Raw genomic sequence first — 19,692 nt, 5'->3', positions numbered from 1 at the left:
GAAGAGGTAGACTGCGGGGGTGGAGACGAAACAGAGCGGCCCCATCGGCCGACCGCGAGGGTTCGACGCCGACGAGGCTCTCGAACGGGCCATGCTGGTCTTCTGGGAGCACGGCTACGAGGGCGCCAGCCTGGCCTCCCTGACGAACGCGATGGGCATCTCCACCACCAGCATGTACGCGGCCTTCGGCAACAAGGAGGCGCTGTTCCGCAGGGCCCTGGAGCGCTACACCGAAGGCCCGAGCGCCTATCTGCCCCGGGCCCTGGAGGAGCCGACCGCCCTCGGCGTCGCCACCGCGATCCTGGCCGGAACCGTTCGAACCACCACCCGCCCGGCCCAGCCCAACGGCTGCCTGGGCGTCCAGAGCGCCCTGAGCGTCAGCGACTCCGGGCAGGAGGTCCGTGACCTTCTCGTCGTCTGGCGCGACAACGGCTACACCCTCATCCGAGAGCGGTTCCAGCAGGCCGTCGACGAAGGCGACCTGCCCCCGGAGACCGATCCGGGGCTACTGGCCCGCCACCTCACCGCCCTGGGGTACGGCATCGCCGTGCAGGCCGCGAGCGGTGTGGGCCGCGACGAACTCCAGGAGATGGCCGACGCCGCGCTGCGCAACTGGCCGCTCTCCTGAGAACGCCTGGGCCTTCACCCCGGGTGCGGGTCGGTCGTGGCTGATCGCGCAGTTCCCGGCACCCCTTCGGGGTCGCTCGCAGGCGCGCTGTAGCCGTCGTCCGAACCGTCCGTCGCGCCCTCGGGGAGCTCCGGCGGGACATAGCTCTGCAGGGGTTCTCCTCCCGGGTCCGGCCGTACGGCACCCAGTACGGGATTGGCGGCGATGGGGGAGACCTTGACCGTCGCCCCCGGCCTCGGGGCCTGGACGACCATGCCGTCGCCGAGGTACATGGCGACGTGGGTGGCCTCGGGGAAGTAGACGACCAGGTCCCCCGGGCGCAGCTCGTTCAGCTCCACGCGAGGCAGTTGGGCCCACTGCTCCTGGCTGGTACGGGGGATGGCGCGGCCCGCGCTGCCCCAGGCCTCCGAGGTGAGACCGGAGCAGTCGTACGTGTCCGGTCCCTCGGCGCCCCACTCGTACGGCTTGCCGATCTGGTCCACGGCATGGCGCAGTGCCCGGTCCCCTTCGAGGGAGGGCGGCCGCGCACTGCTCAGCGCTCCCGAGGCGACGAGCTCGTCCTGAGCCTCGGCCACGCCCGACTTCTCCAACTCGGCCACCCGGGCCAGCTGTTCGGCGGACAGCGAGACGAGCAGCTCCTCGACGTCCTTCAGCCGCTCCCCGACGAGGTCACGGTCCTTCTTCTGCCGTTCGGCGAGGGTGAGTTGCTCGTCGAGCGCGCGCCGCGCCTCCCGCGCCAGCCCGTCGGCCCTCCGCTCGTCCACCGCCAGCCGGTCGACCGTTCCGGCGCGCTCCAGCGAGACCTGCCGGATCACCTGGCCCTGGTCGAGCGCGTGCTGAGGATCCCGGGCGAGCAGCAGCCGTACGTACGAGGAGATCTCGCTCGTGCCCTGGTACTGCTGCCGGGCGAGCCGTCCCGCGGCGCCGCGACTGCCCTGGAGCGAGAGCCGGGCCGCGGAGAGGCGCCCGTTGAGCTTCGCGACCTCGGTCCGCTGCCGCTTCAGCTTCTCCTCGGTCGCGTTGTACGTCTCCGTCGCCGCCTCGGCCTCCCGGTACAGCCGCTGGAGGTCGGTCAGCAACTCGGCGACGGACGGCTCGCCCTCCGGTACGGAATCCGGTGCGAAGCTCTCGCCGGGCTCGGCCACCGGACTCTCACCGGGCTCGGGCACCGCTGCCGCCGGGCCGGGTGCGAGGACGGCGCCGGCCGTGATCGCCGCCGTACAGACCAGCCGCAGAAGCCTTCCTGACACGTCATCACCTCCGGTGCGGGGCGCGGCCCTTCCGCTCCTCCGCACCACGAGCGTCAGACGCGCGCGCGAGCTCCGCGCGGCGAGCGTGGGCGATCCGGCCCAACGAGGTCACTCGTCGGTGTCGTCCGACTTGCCGTCCGGCGTGGCGTCTGGCTTGATGACCGGCTTCGACCACGGCCACCTGAGCCTGCCGCCGCTCGTGTCCGTGGGGTCGTACTCGTACTTCCACCCCTGATGCAGCGCGAGCCGCCTGCTGGTGCCCGCCTGCACCCGCCGGTAGACGAGCACGGTCGGCGGGCCACCGGCGTTGTCCGGGACCGGGACCCGGTACACCTTCGGCGGGTGTCCGGTCGGACCGAGCAGGACCGGCAGCACCCGGCCGTCCAGGGGGCCGCCTTCGAAGGGGGTGTCTTCGCTCTTCACGCAGCCAGTGTCACAGCAGGTGGGCCGCGTCGCCCACCACGGGCAGCACCGCCCGTGCGAACGTGCCCATCGGGCCGTCCGCGGGCTCCATCGCCAGCGCGGCCCGTACGGCTCCGGCCGTCTGGGCGTCGCGTGTCGCGGTCGCCACCAGGCACGCGACGAACTGCTCCACGAGCCAGTCCCGCAGTTCGTCCAGCGGGGGTTCCTTCTCCTCGTCCAGCCAGATCAGGGAGGCGGCCTCGACCGCCGTGATCCACATCCGGACGGTCATCCGCAGCCGGGGTGCCGGTTCCTCGACCTCCAGATGAACCAGGATGTGCTCGGCGGCTGCGCGCCGCACCCCGTCCACGATGGCCGTGGTCCGTGACGTCTCGACGACGCTTCCGCCCTGCAGCAGGGCGCTGAATCCGGCGTCGTGCTCGTCCACGAAGGCCAGGTAGCGGTCGAGGGCGTTGGAGAGACGCTGGGTGAGGGGGCCCTGCGGGGGTTCGGCGAAGCAGTGCTCCAGCTCTTCGGCGGCGGATCTCAGTGCGGCTTCGTACAGTTGCTGCTTGCCGCCGGGGAAGTAGCGGTACACCAGTGGGCGTGAGACGCCGGCCGCCTCCGCCACGTCGTCCAGGGAGACCTCTTCGGGGGCCCGGGCCGCGAACAACGACAACGCCGCGTCCAGTAGTTGGCTCCGCCGCTCCTCGACACTGAGCCGCCGATACGCGCGTGTGGGAACCTCCGAGGTCATGCTCCGCAGCGTAACCTTTCTCGCCCCCGCCGCCCCTACCCGTCCCATCCCTGGGGGCTCCGCCCCCAGACCCCCGCATCGCGCTGCCGCGCTCGTCCTCACACGCCGGACGGGCTGGGTGGGGGCTGGCGGGGGTGGGTGGGTGACCGGGGTGGGTGGGGAGTCGGCCTGAACGGCCTCGTCCTCAAACGCCGGACGGGCTGGGTGAGGGCTGGCGGGGGTGCATGGGTGACCGGGGGTGGGCGGGGCAGTCGGCTGTGACAAGTGGCTGGGAGCGGTGCTGCCCCTGAGGTGGGTTCGATGGTGGTGGTCAGCGGAGTTCGCGTCGCGTGCGGATGGTCAGGGTGATGGCGGAGACGAGGTACCAGAAGGCGCCGAAGGCCGAGTAGCCGGAGATGGTGGACAGGTCGCTCGTCGGCGAGGAGGACATGGCGGCGAAGGAGGTGCCGGCGAGGACGGACAGGCCGCCGCTGATGACCATGGGCCACTGGGCACCGACGGTGCGCCGGCGCCGGATCGCCACGAAGAGCTGGATCGCTCCGGAGAGGAGGGCCCAGATGCCGAACACGAGCAGGGCCTTCCCGATGGTGGAGAAGACGGCGATGGCCATCCCCGCGCCGGCGGCCAGGCCGAGAGCCATGTTGGTCGTACCTACGCGGTCCGCGGAGCCGGTGCCTGTCATGCGGCGCTCCAGGAGCGTGGCGACGGCGTCCCACAGGGGGTAGACCACCAGCAGCACGGCCGCGATCACCGTGGGCTTGTCCGTCGAAACGAGCGAGGCGGAGGTCGCGACGACGAGTGCCACCCAGACCAGGGAGAAGGCGACTCGGATCAGGTAGAGCGATCGGAGCCCGGAATGCGTCGTCGTGGTCGTGCTCGGAGTCACTGCGGTCTGAGTCATCAGGTGTCCCGTTTGTGATCGTGACGGTGTGAGACGGTCGCCTCGACGAGGAGTCTCAGCGGCCTCGGGCAGGACCGCGTACTTCGAACGAAGTAGTTCCGCCATCCGCTTCCAAGCGAATGAGTTCTGCCGTCCCATCGCCCGGACCTGGCCCGCCGTCTACTTCGTTCGAAGTACGCGGCCGCCGCACACGTGGACGAGAATCAGGTCATGGCCAAGGCGCAGAGCAACCAGGACGGGCCCGTGGCACCCCTGTGGGTCCGCCGCCCCGATGCGCCGCACCTCATCGCCTACGCAATGGCCGCGCTGGTCTTCACCGGCCAGATCGTGGCAGTGATCCTTCGAGGGTCGGACTGGCCGACGGCCCTCTCCGTGCTCCTCGCCGGTGGCGGTGTCGCCCTCTCATGGCGGTGGCCGTGGGCAGGACTGGTCGTGACGAGCGCGGCCTCCTTCGCCGTCACAGCGGTGGGCCACGACCCCCTGTCGGTGTGGATGATGGCGGTGCTCGTACTGTTCTCGGTCACCGTCAGGGGAAAGCAGCCGCTGGTCGGGACCGGCATCGTGGCGGCGTTCTTCCTGGGGGCGTTCATGACGCTGGGAGGATTCCGCGGCGGCGCGATCGTGGGAGCCGCCGCACTCTTCTCGGCCATCGCGGGAGGCGCGACAGGGGCCGCGCTGCGCATCCATCGCGAGCACTGGCTCACCCTGGAGGAACGGGCCGAGAGCGCCATCGCCACCCGCGAGATCGAAGCCACCCGACGGGTGACCGAGGAACGACTCCGTATCGCCCGGGACCTCCACGACGTCATCGGCCACCAGGTCGCGATGCTGAGCATGCATCTCGGTGCCGCGGAGATCGGGCTGCCCGAAGAGGCCGAGTCCGCCCGGCAGTCCCTCGTCTCGGCCAGGTCCAGCGCCCGTACCGTCGTCGTCGAAACGCAACGGATCCTCGCGCTGCTGCGCCTCGGCGACGACATCCCCGACGACGAGGCGCTCCGGCCGACCCCGGCGCTCAGCGGCCTGGAAGGCCTCATCGCCTCGTTCGAGAGCATCGGCCTCGACGTCCGTCCCTCCCTCGACCTTCCCACCGGTTTCGTGGAGCCCAGCGTCGGCGTGACGGTCTACCGGGTCGTCCAGGAAGCGCTCACGAATGCCTACCGGCACGGAGAGGGAGCGGCAACGGTGGAGGTGCGGGAGCGCGACGGAAGAATCTGCGTCACCGTGGAGAACCACGTCGGCCACTCACCGAGCGGCCCGGGCGGCGGACTCGGACTCGTCGGCATGCGCGAACGCGTCGAGTCCTCCAGCGGGCGCCTGACGATCGACAGTGACGACGGCCGATTCCGGGTCCACGCGGAGTTCAGCCCCTTGGGAGCCACCGTCCGATGACACGGATTTTGATCGTCGACGACCAGGAAGAGATCAGGGACGGCATCAGGGCGATGCTCCGGCTCGACCCGAGTCTTGTAGTCATCGGCGACCTCTCCGACGGACTCCAGGTCGTCCCCTACCTCCGGGACCACCCCGTCGACCTCGTCCTGATGGACATCCGGATGCCCGGCATCGACGGAGTCGAGGCCACCCGCCGGATCCGCAAGGAGCACCCGCCCGAAAAGCTGCGGGTGATCGTGCTGACCACTTTCGACCAGGACGACATCGTTCTCGCCGCCCTCCGCGCGGGCGCCAACGGTTTCCTGAGCAAGACCGTGAGCCCCGCCGAACTCGTCGCCGGAATCACCGAGGTCGTAGGCGGTGGGGGCGCACTGTCGGCAGCCGCGACAGCCGCGCTCATCGGTCACATGACCGACAGCCCGCCTCCGCTGATCGACCAGGAACTGCTGCGACGCTTCGACGCCCTGACACCCAGGGAACGGGACGTGGTCGTCCTTGTCGCGAGCGGCCTCGGCAATGACGAGATCGCGGCCCAGCTGTCCGTGTCGCCGTTCACCGTGAAGACCCATGCCGTGCGGGCCATGACAAAGGTCGGCGCCCGCGACCGAGCCCAACTGGTCTCGTTCGCCTTCCGAGCCGGCCTCTACCCCTGAGCGGAACCCCACGAGGGTGGCCGCCGTGGACACGTACCAGGGAGAGGCCGGTCGTGCCCGCGGTCGCCGTCGTACCGGAGGGGACGGGGCGGGGGTGTCCGCCCGCAGCGGATGGCGTGTCGACTCGGGTGCCCTGGAAGGCGACCGATTCCGCGCCAGACCGAGGACGGATACCCCCGCCCCGTCCCCGCCCCCTCGACAACGGACGCAAAACGACAACCCGCAGCCTGCAACCGAACCACACCCCCACCCACCCAGGGGCGCGGGGAACGGCGCGATCAGCCCCACACAACCCGCACCCGACACCTCACGCCAGCAACCCCGAAGACCTCCAAAGCCGCCGCCCAACCCCCCGCAACACCCCAATGTCGTCCAGGAAGTCGGTCAACCGCTTGGACCCCGTCTGCATGACCTCCCGCCGATGCCCACTCGCCTTCACCTGAGCCATCGCCTCACGCCGATCGAGCCCCACGTTCTCGTACACATCCGGATTGACGAAGGCCACCGAGAACACCCGCGCGAACTCCCCGGACGTCACCCGCGTGAACTCCTGCGACCACCGCGGCGCGGTCACCATCTGCCGACGCAGTTCCTCCCGCGCGTACCGGACATGCCGCGCCTCCTCCACCACGTGGATCCGAGTCACCCCCCGGACCAACGTCTGCACCCGCTCGTCCGGAAACGTAAGCCGCTGCATCCAGTCGAGCACCTCCTCACCCAGCAACGTCGCCGTGAACGACCCGGGCGTAGTCGACACCGTCTTGAAGAAGCGCCCGAGGTTCTGATGGGCCCGGCTCACCGGGTACCAAGGCGTCCCGCCCGACGCGATCAGCCGCGCGAACATCTTCGAGTGCCGGCACTCGTCCTCGATCTCGGTCAGCGCATAGCGCACATGCGCACTCGTCGCCGCCTTGTCATAGATGTGCCGCACCAGCAGCTGCATCAGGATGATCTCGAACCAGATCCCCAGCGAGGCCAGCGCGGCGGCCTCGTGCCGCGAGAGCAGAATCCGCTGCTCCTCACTCATCCGCTTCCACAGCGGCGTGTCGTACAACGACACCAACTCCGGCGGCCAGAACCACTTCCCGTCCTCGAAGGGCGCGTCCCAGTCCAGCTCCTTGTCCGGGTCGAAGGAGTGCTTCGCGGAGGAGTCGAGCAGCCGCTCGGCCACCTGCTCCCGGTCCTTGAGCAGACCGAGCGCATCGCGCAGCACCTCGGCCTCCGTCACGGTCGTCATGGCTGTGCCCACCTCGTCGTACGGGAAGAAACCTCAGGGTTACCGCCGGTCACTCCTTATGAGACTGCTTGTCAGCAAGCCCGTCAATCCCTCGCGCGCAACTTGTTGACCCGTCGTCTACCAAGGAGGAGCCTGCGAGACATGCCCACTTACGACCTGTACGCCAAGGACCCCGGAGCCCCCCTCTGGCAGGTGCCCGCAACCGGCGCGGCACGGTTCAGCTGGGAGTACGACGAAGGGCGCGACCGTCTGCTGGCCCTCTATCAGAAGGGCAAGGACAAGCAGTGGGACGGCCAGAAACGGATCGACTGGGACCTGGAGGTGGACCCGTACGACCCGCTCGGCACCCCCGACGAGTCGATCTCGATCTACGGCACGCCCTACTGGGCGAGGATGAACGACCGCGACAAGGGCGAACTCCGCAAGCACTTCGCCTCATGGCAGTTCAGCCAGTTCCTGCACGGCGAGCAGGGAGCCATGGTCTGCGCGGCCCGCATCGTCGAATCGGTCCCCGACCTGGACGCCAAGCTCTACTCCGCCACCCAGACCATGGACGAGGCCCGTCACGCGGAGATCTACGCCCGGTTCCTCCACGAGAAGATCGGGATGCTGTACCCGGTCAACGACAACCTCCAGTCGCTGCTGGGGGACACCCTCCGGGACTCCCGCTGGGACATGCCCTACCTCGGCATGCAGGTGCTCATCGAGGGCCTGGCGCTGGCCGCGTTCGGCATGATCAGGGACACCACGGACAAGCCGCTGCCGAAGCAGATCCTCGCGTACGTCATGCAGGACGAGGCCCGCCACGTCGCGTTCGGCCGCATGGCGCTGCGCGACTACTACAAGCAGCTCACAGACGCCGAGCTCCGCGAACGCGAGGAGTTCGTCATCGAGGGCTGCTACCTGATGCGCGACCGGCTGCGCGGCGTGGAGGTCCTGGAGAACTTCGGCATCCCCAGGGCGGAGGCGGAGGAGTACAGCGAGCGCTCCGAATTCCTCGCGCTGTTCCGCCAGTTGCTGTTCTCCCGGATCGTCCCGTGCGTCAAGGACATCGGCCTGTGGGGCAAACGCCTCCAGCAGGCCTACGTCGACATGGGTGTCTTCGACATGGGCAACTCCAACCTCGACCTCCTCATGGCCCAGGACGAGGAACTGGCCGAACAACTGGACGCGGAACGGTTCGCGGCGGAGGAAAAGGCGAGGGTCGCGGAGGTCGAAGAGGCCATCGAGGCCGGAGCGGAAACCTAGACCGGGCACTCCACGTCGGGACTACACAGGGCACTCCACATCGGGAAGGGCCCGAGTTTCCTCCGACAGGGCCGTCGGCGCTGCCTCCCCGGCCGGAAACGAAGTCCGAAGCGTGAACGCGTAAGCGGTCGCCCCCTGCGCCCGCAGATGCAGCAGCCGCTCCTCCGCCTCGGCGACCGTCGGCCGGTGCCCCGCCGGCACCCACCACAGGACGGTCATGGCCTCCTGGATCCGCTCGAACCACTCCCGGCGCCGGGCGAGCAGCTCGCGGTGCTGTCCCTGGTACATGAACGCGGTGAGGGCGTTGGTGTCACGCCACACCGACATGTTGACGATCAGCCACTCGTCGCCGAAGACGGCCACGTCCGTCGCGTTGCCGGAGTCGCTCTGCAGACGCCAGACGAAACCGTCGGAGTCGTCGGCGACCGCGTTCACCGGGTCGAGGGCGTCGACGAAGTCCTTCAACTGCGGGGAGTCCAGAGGGGCTTTGAGCCGGGCGATATTGACCTGGGCGAGTTCGTACGCGGACTGAGTCATGACCGAACGGTAGGTCGGTACGGAACCGGACAACACCCCCGTCTCACAACGCGAGCGCGCCCCAACACGAGCCCGACAACGCACGCTCCCCAATGCCAAGCGCCAAAGCCAAGCCGCAACGCACTCCCCCCTCAAAGCCGAACCTCACGGCCCAAGCCGCAACGCACGCCCCCAAAGCCGAACCTCACCGCCCAAGCACCGCCCCCATCACATCCCGGGCGATCGGCGCCGCATCCCCGCCCCCGCTGATGTCCCCCCGATCGGCCTCCGCGTCCTCGACGACGACCGCGACGGCCACGCCCGGCTCCACCGCGTCGTCCGCCTTCGCCCAGGAGATGAACCAGGCGTACGGCGTACCGGAGTTGTGGACGCCGTGCTGGGCGGTGCCGGACTTGCCACCGACCGTGGCGCCCGGGATGGCGGCGTTCTTGCCGGTGCCCCGCTCCACCACGTCCGTCATCAGCCCGCGCAGCTGGACGGCGGTGGCGGGGTTCATGGCCTGGCGGAGGGTGCGCTGCCCGGTGGCCGACACGGTGTCGCCGTCGTCGGTGGTCGTCCGCTCGACCAGATGCGGCGTACGCACCGAGCCGTTGTTCGCGACGGCCCCGGCGACCATCGCCATCTGCAGCGGCGTGGCCCGGGTGTTGTACTGGCCGATGGAGGAGAGCGCGAGCTGCGCCTGGTCCACCCGGGTGTCGAAGGTGCTGGGGGAGACCCGGAAGGGGACCCTCAACTGCCGCTCGTTGAAGCCGAATCCGGCCGCCGCGGCCCGCATGCCGGCCACCCCCACGTTCACGCCCAGCTTGGCGAACACGGTGTTGCACGACCACGCGAAGGCGTACCGCAGGGACGCGTCCGCGCACCCCTCGACCTCGTTCGTCAGCCGGACCGAACTGCCCGGCAGCCGGTACGGGTCCGGGGACTTCGTGGGCTCGTCGACGTCCTCCACCACGCCCGCGTCGAGGGCCGCCGCCGCGGTGACCACCTTGAAGGTGGAGCCGGGCGGATACGTCTGCCGCACGGCCCGGTTGAGCATCGGCTTGTCGGCCGCCTGGTTCAGCCGCGTCCACGCCTGGGCCACCGCCGAGTCCGTCCCGGAGAGCTCCTCGGGGTTGTAGGAGGGGGTGGAGACCAGCGCCAGGATCCGTCCCGTGGACGGTTCGAGCGCGGCCACCGCGCCCCGCCGGTCGCCGAGTCCCTCGTACGCCGCCCGCTGCGCGGCCGGGTCGAGGGTCGTGACGACGTGACCGCCGGGGTTGCGGGCCCGGGTGAGGTCGTTCCACAGGGGGAGCGGCGACAGCAGCGGGTCGGTGCCCGCCAGGATGTCGTCCTCGGCGCCCTCCAGCAGATTCGTCCCGTACACCTGCGAGGCGAAGCCGGTGACGGGCGCGTACAACGGGCCGTTCTTGTAGGTCCGTTCGTAGCGGAACTGCTGGCCGGAGTCCTTGGAGCCGGTGACGGGCTTGCCGCCGACGAGGATGTCGCCGCGCGGCTGGCCGTAACGGGCGATCGTGTGGCGGCGGTTGGCCGGGTTCTCGTCGTACGAGCGGGCCTGGACGAGCTGGATGCGGGTGGCGTTGACGAGGAGGGCGAGCAGGAGCAGGGCGCAGAAGGCGGCGGCGTGCCGGATGTACCGGGTCATGGGGCGGCCGTTCCCGGTCATGGCGCGACCCCTCCTTCGGCTCCCTGGATTCCCTCGATTCCCTCGATTCCCTTGGCTCTCTCGCTTCCTCCGGCCTCCTCGGCCTGTGCCGTCCCGGACCGGCCGCGTGCCGAGTCGCTGAGGCGCATCAGCAGGGCCACGATGATCCAGTTGGTGACGACCGACGAACCGCCCTGCGCGAGGAAGGGCATCGCCATTCCGGTCAGCGGGATCAGCCCCGTCACGCCGCCCGCGATGACGAAGACCTGGAGGGCGACGATCGAGGCGAGTCCGACGGCCAGCAGCCGGCCGAAGGGGTCGCGCAGGGCGAGGCCCGCCCGGTAGCCGCGCTCGACCAGCAGCCCGTACAGGAGGAAGATCGCGGAGAGGCCGGCCAGGCCCAGTTCCTCGCCCGCGGTGGCCAGGATGAAGTCCGACTTGGCGGCGAAGCCGATGAGGACGGAGTGGCCGAGGCCGAGGCCCGTGCCCAGCATCCCGCCCGCGGCGAACGAGAAGAGCGACTGGGCGAGTTGGTTCGGACCCAGGCCCGCCTCGATCGACGCGAACGGGTGCAGCCAGTCCTCGACCCTGCTGTGCACATGCGGTTCGAGCCAGCCGACGGCGACGGCTCCGCACGCCGCGAGCAGCAGGCCCACCGCGATCCAGCCGGTGCGGCCCGTGGCGACGTACAGCAGGATCACGAACAGGCCGAAGAAGAGCAGCGAGGTGCCGAGGTCCCGCTCCAGGACCAGCACCCCGACGCTCAGCAGCCAGATCGCGACGATCGGGCCGAGGACGCGCCCGGTGGGCAGTTGGAGCCGCCAGACCCGACGGCCGGTGTACGCGAGGGCGTTGCGGTTCGCGGCGAGGTAGCCGGCGAAGAACACCGCGAGCAGGACCTTCGCGAACTCGCCCGGCTGGATGGAGAATCCGGCGACCCTGACCCAGATGCGGGCGCCGTTCACGGAGGGGAAGAAGATCGGCAGGACGAGCAGGACGAGTGCGCTCACGACGGACACGTAGGTGTAGCGCTGGAGCACCCGGTGGTCGCGCAGCAGCACCACGACCGCGATGAACAGGCCCATGCCCAGCGTCGACCAGACGAGCTGTGTCGGGGCGGCCGGGTCGTCCGGGGTCTCCAGGTCGAGCCGGTAGATGAGCACCAGGCCCAGTCCGTTGAGCAGGACGCCGATCGGCAGCAGCAGCGGATCGGCGTTCGGGGCCCGCAGGCGCACCGCGAGATGCGCGAGGAGCGCGAGCACGCCGAGCCCGGCGCCATAGCCGACGGCGCCGGGCGGAACCGATCCGGTGCGGGCGATGCCCACGTCGCAGTAGCCGTACACGGAGAGCAGGACGGCCACGACGATGAGGGTGAACTCGATGCCACGGCGCCGGGGGAGGGGGACAACGGGAGCGGGCGGGTCCGCCTGCGCTGTCGTTCCGGGCGAGAGCATGTCCGGAACGTAGCAAGCGAAACAGTCCATGTCCCGCTATAGAGGGTCAAACGGGCTTCTTGGGTGCACCTCGGCCGCCCCCTCAGGGGCGCGGGGTGCTCAGCACCAGCGGGGCGCCGGACCGATGTTCTCGATGAAGCGGGCCGTCGCCCAGGCCCAGGTGCCGTCCGCCAGGAGGTACCAGAGGTGGTTGCCCTGGACGTTCTCGCCGCTCGTCTTGCAGAAGATGGAGACCTTCTGGTTGTAGCCGACGAAGCCGACGACGGCGCTGCCGCGGGTCGGCCTGTCGCGGAGGTTCAGTCCGCCGGGCGCGGTGACGACGCCCTTGTAGAGCTTGTGGTGGCTGCCGTTGTTGTGGTGGCCCCAGTCGTCGTTCGCGAGAGCGGGGCTTGCGGCTCCGACGACGAGGGCGCCGCCGGCGGCGGCTATGCCTATGCGGGTGAGAGCGGTACGGAGTGACATTGCTGGCTCCTCCAGAAGGGGGCAGAGCTGACTAATCGCCACATTATGAGCGCCCCGCGCGACGCGCCCGTCACACTGAGCCATCAGAGACAAGCAACCGCTCAGCCCAAGCCCCGTCAGAGGCGCGGGGAACGGCGCGACCAGCCACAACGCACCCGCGGAGGCCGGCTCACCCACGCCACCCGAGCTCCGTCGCCGTCCCCGCCCCGGGGCTCAGCGGAGCGAGAGCGACGCGACAGCCCCACCGTCCACCGCGTTCGCGAACCCCAGCCGCGCCCCCAACACCCCCGCCTGCCCCAGCGCGATGGTCAGCCCCAGCCCATGCCCCTTGGAGCCCCCCTCCGTCCGGAACCGCTGCGGCCCGTGCTCGACGAGGTACGCCGGAAAGCCGTCACCGTGGTCCCGCACGGTGACGAGCGGCCCGTCGACCGTCAGCGACACCGGCGCCCGCCCGTGCCTGTGCGCGTTGGCGACGAGATTGCCCAACACCCGCTCCAGGCGCCGCCGGTCGGTCTCCACGACCACGTCCCGTACGACCAGGACCTCGGTGTCCGTGCCGGACGCCCGGACCACCCGCTCGGCCACTTCCGCGAGCCGCACCGCGTCCACGTCCAGCCGCTCGCTGCGTGTGTCGAGCCGGGAGATCTCCAGCAGGTCCTCGGTGAGCGTGCGCAGGGCGGCGACCCGGTCGCGGACCAGCTCGGTCGGGCGGCCGGGCGGCAGCAGTTCGGCCGCCGCGTGCAGCCCGGTCAGCGGGGTCCGCAGCTCGTGGGCGACGTCCGCCGTGAAGCGCTGCTCGCTCAGCAGCTTGCCCTGCAGCGAGGACGCCATCGTGTCCAGCGCGCCCGCGACCGCGGCCACCTCGTCCTGGGGGCGCGTCGGGTCCTCGGCCCGCGGGTCGTTCACCCGCGCGTCCAGGTCGCCCGCGCTGATCCGCCGTGCCACCTGGGCCGTTCCGTGCAGCCGCCGCGTCACACGGGTCACCGCGAACGCGCCCCCGAGCAGCGTCACGCCGATCGCCAGCGCCGAGGAGCCGAGGATCGCCCGGTCGAGGCCGTCGATCGTACGGACGCCCTGCGAGTAGTCGACCCGCACGGCGAGCGCGCGTCCGCCGCTCGCGGGGCCGGCCGCCCACATCGTGGGGTGCGGGTCGTCGCTGCCGACCATCGTGCCGCGGTCCCCGCTCTCGGCGAGCGTACGCAACTCGACGGGCAGGCCCGCCAGGTCGACGCCCGCGCCGGGCGGCAGCCGGTCGCCCGCCTCGAACGCCTCCGTCGCCTCCGTGAGCCGGTCGAGCGCGCGGTCGCGGGCCTCGCCGACGGTCTGGTTGGTCACCGAGACATGCACGAGGGTGCCGAGGAGCGCGGCCAGGCCGCAGCACATCACGGTGATGAAGGCGGCGGCCTTCCAGGTGAGGGTGGCGGTCCAGTGCCGCAGGCGCCGCATCCCGGTGGGCGGCCCGGTCGGCCGCGGGCGCCTCACCGGGAGTCCGCGGCCGGGGAACGCGAGGGGGCGGGGCCGCTGGGCGTGGCGCTCGACCCCACCCGCAGGATCTCGTCCTTCGCCGCGAGCATCGCCTTCTGGCGGCGGTCCCAGGACCACACCGTGCGGTACTCGTAGCCCGCCAGCGTCGACGGCGAGCGGATGATCACGTCATGGCCCGCGATCTGGACGCTGAGCGTGCTGTCCGTCGTGGCCATGACCTCGACCAGCCGGTGGCCGATGAAGGTGTACGCGCGCACGCCCAGCTGGTTCTCGGGCATCCGCACGCCGAGCACCATGTCGTCCCGGCCGTCACCGGTGATGTCGCGGTAGTACGGGCGCAGCACCGGGCATTTCCGGCCACTCTCGCCCTTCTTGCCGCACTCCTTGGTCCGCTGGGCCGTCTGCGCGTACGAGGCACCGTCGTCGGTGTAGAGATCCGGGTGGCGGGCGATCTCGGCGCGGAAGACGGCGACCGGGTCCACCTTGTGGATGTCGTCGCCCGGCGCGGTGACGCCCTGGACGGTCTCGGTGTCCGCCTCGCCGTAGTCGAGGGCGGGCGAGGCGGCGGGCGGCACCTCCGGCCACAGCCGGGTCGGGCCCACGGCGGTGGACGTCGGGCCCGATCCGCGCAGATCGCCCGGGTCGCCGCAGCCCGCGAGCAACAGGCCGGCGACGGGCAGCGCGAGCGCCGCGCGCGCGAGGCGGCGGGAGCCCGCGGGGCGGTTGTGGATCACTGCGCTCCTGCGTCAGGGCCGCTCGCCCGGTGCGAGATCGGCGTGGACCGGGATGGTGCCGCGGTCACCGGCCGTGGCCGATTACCGCCGCCCGTACACCCTATTCGTACGGAAGTCCTTTTTGTTCACAGGTCATCGGTGGGAACAAGCTACTCGGCGAGCTCTTCGAGGAGCCGGGCCGTGTCGAGCCCGGTGTGCAGGTAGTCCACGAACAACTCGTTGTGCAGCGCCCACGGGGAACGGCGTGCGCGGATCAGGCGGATCGCGTCCTCGGCGGTGCTCCCCGCGCGGATCAGGGCGTGGGCGACGACCAGGCCCGAGCGGTTGTAGCCGTGGTAGCAGCGCACCAGGACGCGCCGGCCGGCGTCCCGCGCCTCGTCCGCGGTCCGCGCGAGCCGCATCACACCGGCCAGCTGGGTGCCGTCCAGCGGACCGTCGGGGATCGGCCACACATGGTGCTCCACGCCCGGGTCGGGGCCGTGGCCGGGTAGTCGCAGCAGGGTCAGGACCAGGTCGAACTCGTCTCGTACGACGGCGAACTCCGGTTGTCCCGACCGGCCCGCGTACTCGTGCCCGCCCATCCACAGGCCGGGCACGATCTCGCTCCACGGGCTGTCCGGGGCCGGTGCGTTGGACTGCTTCCCGCGATCCCGCAACGGCGCCTCCCCCTCGACTGCTCCAAAGGTAACCGGCTTCTTGCCCCTGGAGCACCCCGCCTGTTCCCATGGTCGTGGGGTGATGGTGCATGAGCGGACTGCGCGTCATACCGACCTGGCGCCACGGCCAGGAGCGGCTCTACGTGTGTCTCACCGACGGCAGGAACGTCGCTTGGTACGACAGGGAGGCGGCCAGGGTCAACCTGCTCAGCGAGGAGCGGCGCGAGGACGTGCTCGACGTGCTCGGGCCGTTCCTGACCGGCGAGGTGACGGTGGGTCCGCCCCCCGTGCCCACGCCCGTGGAACTCGCGCGGCTGTCCCTCCACCCGGACGACGACCTCGCGCCGAACCGGCCCGGCGAGGCGCTCCAGATCGCCCTCGACCGCGAACCGGCCGCCCCGCGCCGGATGCGCCCCGATCCACGCCGGCGCGCGCTCATGGCGGAGCAGGCGGTGGGGGAGGCCCTGGACCGCCTGGACGGGGCGGGCTGGCACACCCTGCACTCGGTCCCGCTCCCGGGCGGCGACCGTATCCACCACCTCGTCATCGGCCCGGGCGGTCTCTTCGCCGTCCGCTCGCTCCACGCCCGCAAACAGCGGGTCCTGGTCGCCGATCCGATGGTCACGGTGGGCCGCCGCGAGCCGCACCCACTGCTCCGGGCCGTACGAGCCGACGCCGACCGCGCCTCGTACGCCCTCACGGCGGAGGTCCGCCCGGTCCTGGTCGTCTTCGCCCCGTCCTCCCTCGACATCACCGCACCTCTGCGGGAGGCCCGCGTCCTCACCGACACGGACCTCGCGACGCTGACCCGCCTCGGCGGAACGCTCAAACCGGCGGACGTCGAGGCCCTGCACGCGATGGCCCGCGACAGGCACACGTGGACGCGGGTGTGAGGGCCCCGCGGCCGGTTCGCATCACGTGATCAGGGCAGCGGCGCGAAGTGGCGGTCGAGTGCCCAGTTGCCGATGTGCCGCCCGATCCGGTTGCCGACGACGTCGGCGGTGCGGAAGTGGATCCCGCTCCAGATCCGGGCGTTGATCACGTCACGGTTGTAGTCGGCGGACCTCGTGTACGTACGGGTGGTGCCCGTCACCGCCGACGAGACGCGGAGATCGATGTCACTACCGGTCAGCCGGTCCAGTACGGCCATGACGGCCCCGTCGTTGGCGCAGTGGCCGCCGATGTACTCCGGGTACGGGGGGGTGGTGATCAGCGGCTCCCAGGACGGGTCGGCCGCGGTGGCGGGGTTGCCGTCGGTGTCGGCCAGCCGGATCGCGGTGATCGGACGCCACAGGGCGTGGGTGAACTTGGAGTTCCACGTGGTGATCGTCGCGTCGGCACTGGCCGTGTTGGCGGCGGCGAACAACCGGGCCGCCTCGACGATGTCCAGTCCGTGCCGTGCCGTGTGGTCGCGGTAGGCGGCCTGGAGCTGCTGCGGCAGGGGGTCGGAGAAGAAGCGCGCGGTCTCCGTCTGCCGGGCGGTCCGCCCAGGGCTGTTCTTCGCACCCATCGACTTCACCTCGGCGAAGTCCCGGGCGTACCTCTTCGACGTCAGCGCGGGTGGCGGCCCGGGCATGAACCGGTCCGGAGAGTCGAAGAGCATCGGCCGCAGCTTCCCGAGCCACGGGTTCGCGAAGGGTCTGAAGCCGGGCGGGGTCGGGCGCCAGACGCCGGGAGCGGGCTTCTTGTCGTACGTCACCGGGTTGTCGCGCCCGTCGTTCTCACGCAGCTCGACGATCCGCGCGGCGGCGCGTTCCCCGAAGCGGACGCCCCGGTCCTCGGCCTTTCCGTCGGGGATCCTCGCGAGCGACGCGGTGTAGGCGGTGTCGATCCGGGCCTTCGAGGCGGGGAAGTACGTCAGCAGGACCCGGCGGGCGGCAGCCGCCGCGGCCGCCTCGGAGGAGGCGGCGCGAGGACCGCGTACGTGCCACTTGTACGGGGTGTAGCGGCCCTCGATGCCGACGACCGCGTTGTAGACGGCGGCCGAGACGAAGCCGTACCAGAGGAACGGTTCGGCCGTCGGGCGCCCGGCGTCCACGCTGACCACGGCGGCGGCGGTCTCGCTCCAGTCGGTGATCACCTCGGCGCCCGGGACCCGCGTCGAGGCCCGGTCCGGGGAGGCCGTGGCGGCCATGGGTGCCCAGGGCAGGACGCCGAGGGCGAGAGCCGTCAGTCCGACGACGAGTGAGCGGCGGACGGTACGGGAGGGCGGTGGTGCTTCCATGGTGCTCCTTTGTTGTGAGGTCCCCCCTCGTCTTCGGTGTGAGTCCCGCCTTCGGCCGGCCGTGCTCAGGGCAGTGGGCCCGCGTGGCGTGGGTCGAGCAGCGGGGCCAGCAGGTCGCCGTGGTCCCGCAGTCGCGGCGCGATGTCCGGGGCCAGGAAGGTGAGCCCGCGGGCGGACCGGCACTCCTCGATCTCGGCCCACGTCACCGGCGCCGACACCGTCGGCTCCGCGCGGGCCCGCAGGGTGTAGGGGGTCGCGGTCGTCTTCCGGGCCGCGTTCTGGCTCCAGTCGACGAAGACCTTGCGGGGCCGCAGGCTGCGCGTCATCCGGTGCACGACGAGCCGCGGGAGCGCCTTCTCCGCCTCCATCGCGAGCTCCTTGGCGTACTCCGTCGTCCGGCCGGAGGGCGTCGGCCGCAGCGCCGCCAGCAGATGCAGCCCCTTCGACCCCGACGTCTTGGCGTACGCCTCGATGCCGTCCGCCGCGAGCCGCTCCCGCAGCCACAGCGCGACCTCGCAGCACTCGACGACGGTCGCGGGCGCCCCCGGGTCGAGGTCGAAGACGAGCCGGTCGGCCTCGCCCGGATCGTCGATCAGCCACTGAGGGGTGTGGAACTCGGTCACGAGGTTCGCCGCCCACACGAGGCTCGCGAGGTCCTGGACCAGCACCATGCGGGCCGGTCCCTCCGACCGCGGCACCTCGGCCGTGGTGACCCACTCGGGCGTACCCGGCGGCACGTTCTTGGCGAAGAAGACCTGGCCGTCGGGCCCGTCCGGGTAGCGCAGGAAGGACAGCGGCCGGTCGCGGAGGTGGGGCAGCAGGACCTCGGCGGTCGTCGCGTAGTAGTGCAGCAGCTCGCCCTTGGTGAAGCCGGTCGCCGGATGGAGGACCTTCTCCAGATTGCTCAGCGCAAGCCGTCGCCCATCCACCTCTGTGATCGGCGTCATAGGATGACAATCCCACGATTTCATCCTGAAACATCAGATCTCACCCTCAACCGATCGGAAAGGTGCTGCACGTGCGATCCATATGGAACGGCGCCATCTCCTTCGGCCTGGTCAGCATCCCGATCAAGCTCGTGAACGCCACCGAGAGCCACTCGATCTCCTTCCGCCAGATCCATCTGGAGGACGGCGGCCGCATTCGCTACCGCAAGGTGTGCGAGCTGGAGGAGCGCGAGGTGTCGGCGCCGGAGATCGGCAAGGCGTATGAGGACGCGGACGGGTCGATGATCCCGATCACGGACGAGGACCTGGCGTCCCTGCCCATCCCGACCGCCCGGACGATCGAGATCGTGGCCTTCGTGCCGGCCGACCGGATCGATCCGCTCCAGATGGACACGGCGTACTACCTGGCGGCGAACGGGGTGCCGGCGGCCAAGCCGTACACGTTGCTGCGGGAGGCGCTGAAGCGCAGCCAGAAGGTCGCCATCGCGAAGTTCGCCCTGCGGGGGCGTGAGCGGCTCGGGATGCTGCGGGTCGTCGACGACGTCATCGCGATGCACGGGCTTCTCTGGCCGGACGAGATCCGTACGCCCGAGAGTGTCGCGCCCGACTCCAGCGTCACCGTGCGGGACAAGGAGCTCGATCTCGCTGACGCGCTGATGGACACCCTGGGTGAGGTGGACCTCAACGAACTCCACGACGACTATCGCGAGGCCGTCGAGGAGCTCATCGCGGCCAAGGCCTCCGGCGAGAAGATGCCGGCCGCGCCCTCCGCCGAGAAGGGCGGCGGCAAGGTCATCGACCTCATGGCCGCGCTGGAGAGCAGCGTCCGTCAGGCGAAGGTCGCGCGCGGGGAGGCCACGTCGGCGGACTCCGACGCGGACGTCAAGCCCATCCGCAAGACCCCGGCCCGCAAGACCTCCCCCAAGCCGGCCTCGGGCAAGAAGTCGACAGCCAAGAAGACGACCGCGAAGAAAACGGCGGCAGCCAAGAAGACGACAGCCGACTCCACGAAGAAGTCAGCCGCGAAGAAAACCCCGGCGAAGAAGTCGCCCCCTCGCAAGCGGGCGTCGGCCTAACGGCCAG

Annotated in this window: 20 protein-coding genes; 6 read left to right on the top strand and 14 right to left on the bottom strand. The window is 70.8% G+C overall.

Annotated elements, in window-relative coordinates; translation table 11 throughout:
- Positions 1-19 precede the first annotated feature (19 nt).
- Entirely contained in the window at positions 20-628 is a 609-nt protein-coding gene (locus tag JEQ17_RS16020; RefSeq protein ID WP_200395889.1) for a TetR/AcrR family transcriptional regulator, read from the top strand.
- A gap of 14 nt (positions 629-642) precedes the next feature.
- Here the strand turns inward: JEQ17_RS16020 and JEQ17_RS16015 are convergent, their stop codons facing one another.
- The 4 genes from JEQ17_RS16015 to JEQ17_RS16000 form a co-directional block, all read right to left on the bottom strand.
- Positions 643-1,878: a C40 family peptidase gene (locus JEQ17_RS16015; protein WP_200395888.1), complete on the bottom strand. Its 1,236-nt coding sequence runs from the start codon at positions 1,876-1,878 to the stop codon at positions 643-645.
- A gap of 108 nt (positions 1,879-1,986) precedes the next feature.
- The gene (locus tag JEQ17_RS16010) at positions 1,987-2,301 is read right to left on the bottom strand and encodes a hypothetical protein (protein ID WP_200395887.1); all 315 of its coding nucleotides are present in this window, start codon (positions 2,299-2,301) and stop codon (positions 1,987-1,989) included.
- Between the two features lie 10 nt (positions 2,302-2,311).
- Positions 2,312-3,037 carry a TetR/AcrR family transcriptional regulator gene (locus tag JEQ17_RS16005; protein WP_200395886.1) on the bottom strand — a complete coding sequence of 242 codons (726 nt, stop codon included), beginning with the start codon at positions 3,035-3,037 and terminating at the stop codon, positions 2,312-2,314.
- A gap of 310 nt (positions 3,038-3,347) precedes the next feature.
- Positions 3,348-3,938, bottom strand: coding sequence for a hypothetical protein (locus tag JEQ17_RS16000; protein WP_200395885.1), 591 nt, complete (start codon positions 3,936-3,938; stop codon positions 3,348-3,350).
- Positions 3,939-4,148: 210 nt separating this feature from the next.
- Here JEQ17_RS16000 and JEQ17_RS15995 point away from each other — a divergent pair, with 210 nt between their 5' ends.
- Positions 4,149-5,327 carry a sensor histidine kinase gene (locus JEQ17_RS15995; protein WP_200395884.1) on the top strand — a complete coding sequence of 393 codons (1,179 nt, stop codon included), beginning with the start codon at positions 4,149-4,151 and terminating at the stop codon, positions 5,325-5,327.
- Positions 5,324-5,983, top strand: a complete 660-nt coding sequence (locus JEQ17_RS15990; protein ID WP_200395883.1) for a response regulator transcription factor — start codon at positions 5,324-5,326, stop codon at positions 5,981-5,983. The genes JEQ17_RS15995 and JEQ17_RS15990 overlap by 4 nt, the downstream gene beginning before the upstream one ends.
- A gap of 307 nt (positions 5,984-6,290) precedes the next feature.
- Here the strand turns inward: JEQ17_RS15990 and JEQ17_RS15985 are convergent, their stop codons facing one another.
- Positions 6,291-7,220, bottom strand: a complete 930-nt coding sequence (locus JEQ17_RS15985; RefSeq protein ID WP_200395882.1) for an AurF N-oxygenase family protein — start codon at positions 7,218-7,220, stop codon at positions 6,291-6,293.
- 141 nt (positions 7,221-7,361) lie between these two features.
- On the opposite strand from JEQ17_RS15985, the gene JEQ17_RS15980 reads away from it, so the two are divergent.
- The gene (locus JEQ17_RS15980; protein ID WP_200395881.1) at positions 7,362-8,468 is read left to right on the top strand and encodes a ferritin-like domain-containing protein; all 1,107 of its coding nucleotides are present in this window, start codon (positions 7,362-7,364) and stop codon (positions 8,466-8,468) included.
- Between the two features lie 21 nt (positions 8,469-8,489).
- Here JEQ17_RS15980 and JEQ17_RS15975 read toward each other — a convergent pair whose 3' ends face one another.
- From JEQ17_RS15975 to JEQ17_RS15945, 7 genes are all read right to left on the bottom strand, one after another.
- A complete protein-coding gene (locus JEQ17_RS15975) occupies positions 8,490-9,005 on the bottom strand; it encodes a DUF3291 domain-containing protein (RefSeq protein WP_200395880.1) in 516 nt (171 codons plus the stop codon).
- 184 nt (positions 9,006-9,189) lie between these two features.
- Positions 9,190-10,647 (bottom strand): peptidoglycan D,D-transpeptidase FtsI family protein, encoded by a 1,458-nt coding sequence (locus tag JEQ17_RS15970; RefSeq protein ID WP_200401511.1) that lies wholly within the window; start codon positions 10,645-10,647, stop codon positions 9,190-9,192.
- A 17-nt stretch (positions 10,648-10,664) separates the two neighbouring features.
- Positions 10,665-12,101, bottom strand: a complete 1,437-nt coding sequence (locus JEQ17_RS15965) for an FtsW/RodA/SpoVE family cell cycle protein (protein WP_200395879.1) — start codon at positions 12,099-12,101, stop codon at positions 10,665-10,667.
- Between the two features lie 99 nt (positions 12,102-12,200).
- Positions 12,201-12,563 carry an SH3 domain-containing protein gene (locus tag JEQ17_RS15960; protein ID WP_200395878.1) on the bottom strand — a complete coding sequence of 121 codons (363 nt, stop codon included), beginning with the start codon at positions 12,561-12,563 and terminating at the stop codon, positions 12,201-12,203.
- Positions 12,564-12,776: 213 nt separating this feature from the next.
- Entirely contained in the window at positions 12,777-14,009 is a 1,233-nt protein-coding gene (locus JEQ17_RS15955) for a sensor histidine kinase (RefSeq protein WP_200401510.1), read from the bottom strand.
- 32 nt (positions 14,010-14,041) lie between these two features.
- On the bottom strand, positions 14,042-14,782 hold the full coding sequence (locus tag JEQ17_RS15950; protein ID WP_200395877.1) for a hypothetical protein: 741 nt from the start codon (positions 14,780-14,782) through the stop codon (positions 14,042-14,044).
- 149 nt (positions 14,783-14,931) lie between these two features.
- Positions 14,932-15,438: a protein-tyrosine phosphatase family protein gene (locus tag JEQ17_RS15945; RefSeq protein WP_200395876.1), complete on the bottom strand. Its 507-nt coding sequence runs from the start codon at positions 15,436-15,438 to the stop codon at positions 14,932-14,934.
- Between the two features lie 89 nt (positions 15,439-15,527).
- Between JEQ17_RS15945 and JEQ17_RS15940 the strand changes: the two genes are divergently transcribed.
- On the top strand, positions 15,528-16,331 hold the full coding sequence (locus JEQ17_RS15940) for a nuclease-related domain-containing protein (RefSeq protein WP_200395875.1): 804 nt from the start codon (positions 15,528-15,530) through the stop codon (positions 16,329-16,331).
- A gap of 29 nt (positions 16,332-16,360) precedes the next feature.
- Here the strand turns inward: JEQ17_RS15940 and JEQ17_RS15935 are convergent, their stop codons facing one another.
- Together JEQ17_RS15935 and ligD are read right to left on the bottom strand one after the other, a co-directional pair.
- On the bottom strand, positions 16,361-17,662 hold the full coding sequence (locus JEQ17_RS15935) for a vanadium-dependent haloperoxidase (RefSeq protein WP_200395874.1): 1,302 nt from the start codon (positions 17,660-17,662) through the stop codon (positions 16,361-16,363).
- A 65-nt stretch (positions 17,663-17,727) separates the two neighbouring features.
- Positions 17,728-18,609, bottom strand: a complete 882-nt coding sequence (gene ligD / locus JEQ17_RS15930; protein ID WP_200395873.1) for a non-homologous end-joining DNA ligase — start codon at positions 18,607-18,609, stop codon at positions 17,728-17,730.
- A gap of 71 nt (positions 18,610-18,680) precedes the next feature.
- On the opposite strand from ligD, the gene ku reads away from it, so the two are divergent.
- Positions 18,681-19,685: a non-homologous end joining protein Ku gene (gene ku, locus JEQ17_RS15925; RefSeq protein ID WP_456115125.1), complete on the top strand. Its 1,005-nt coding sequence runs from the start codon at positions 18,681-18,683 to the stop codon at positions 19,683-19,685.
- Positions 19,686-19,692: the final 7 nt, after the last annotated feature.

It is taken from the genome of Streptomyces liliifuscus, from assembly GCF_016598615.1.
GTDB lineage: Bacteria > Actinomycetota > Actinomycetes > Streptomycetales > Streptomycetaceae > Streptomyces > Streptomyces liliifuscus.
This window is presented reverse-complemented; position numbering and strand designations above follow the sequence as displayed.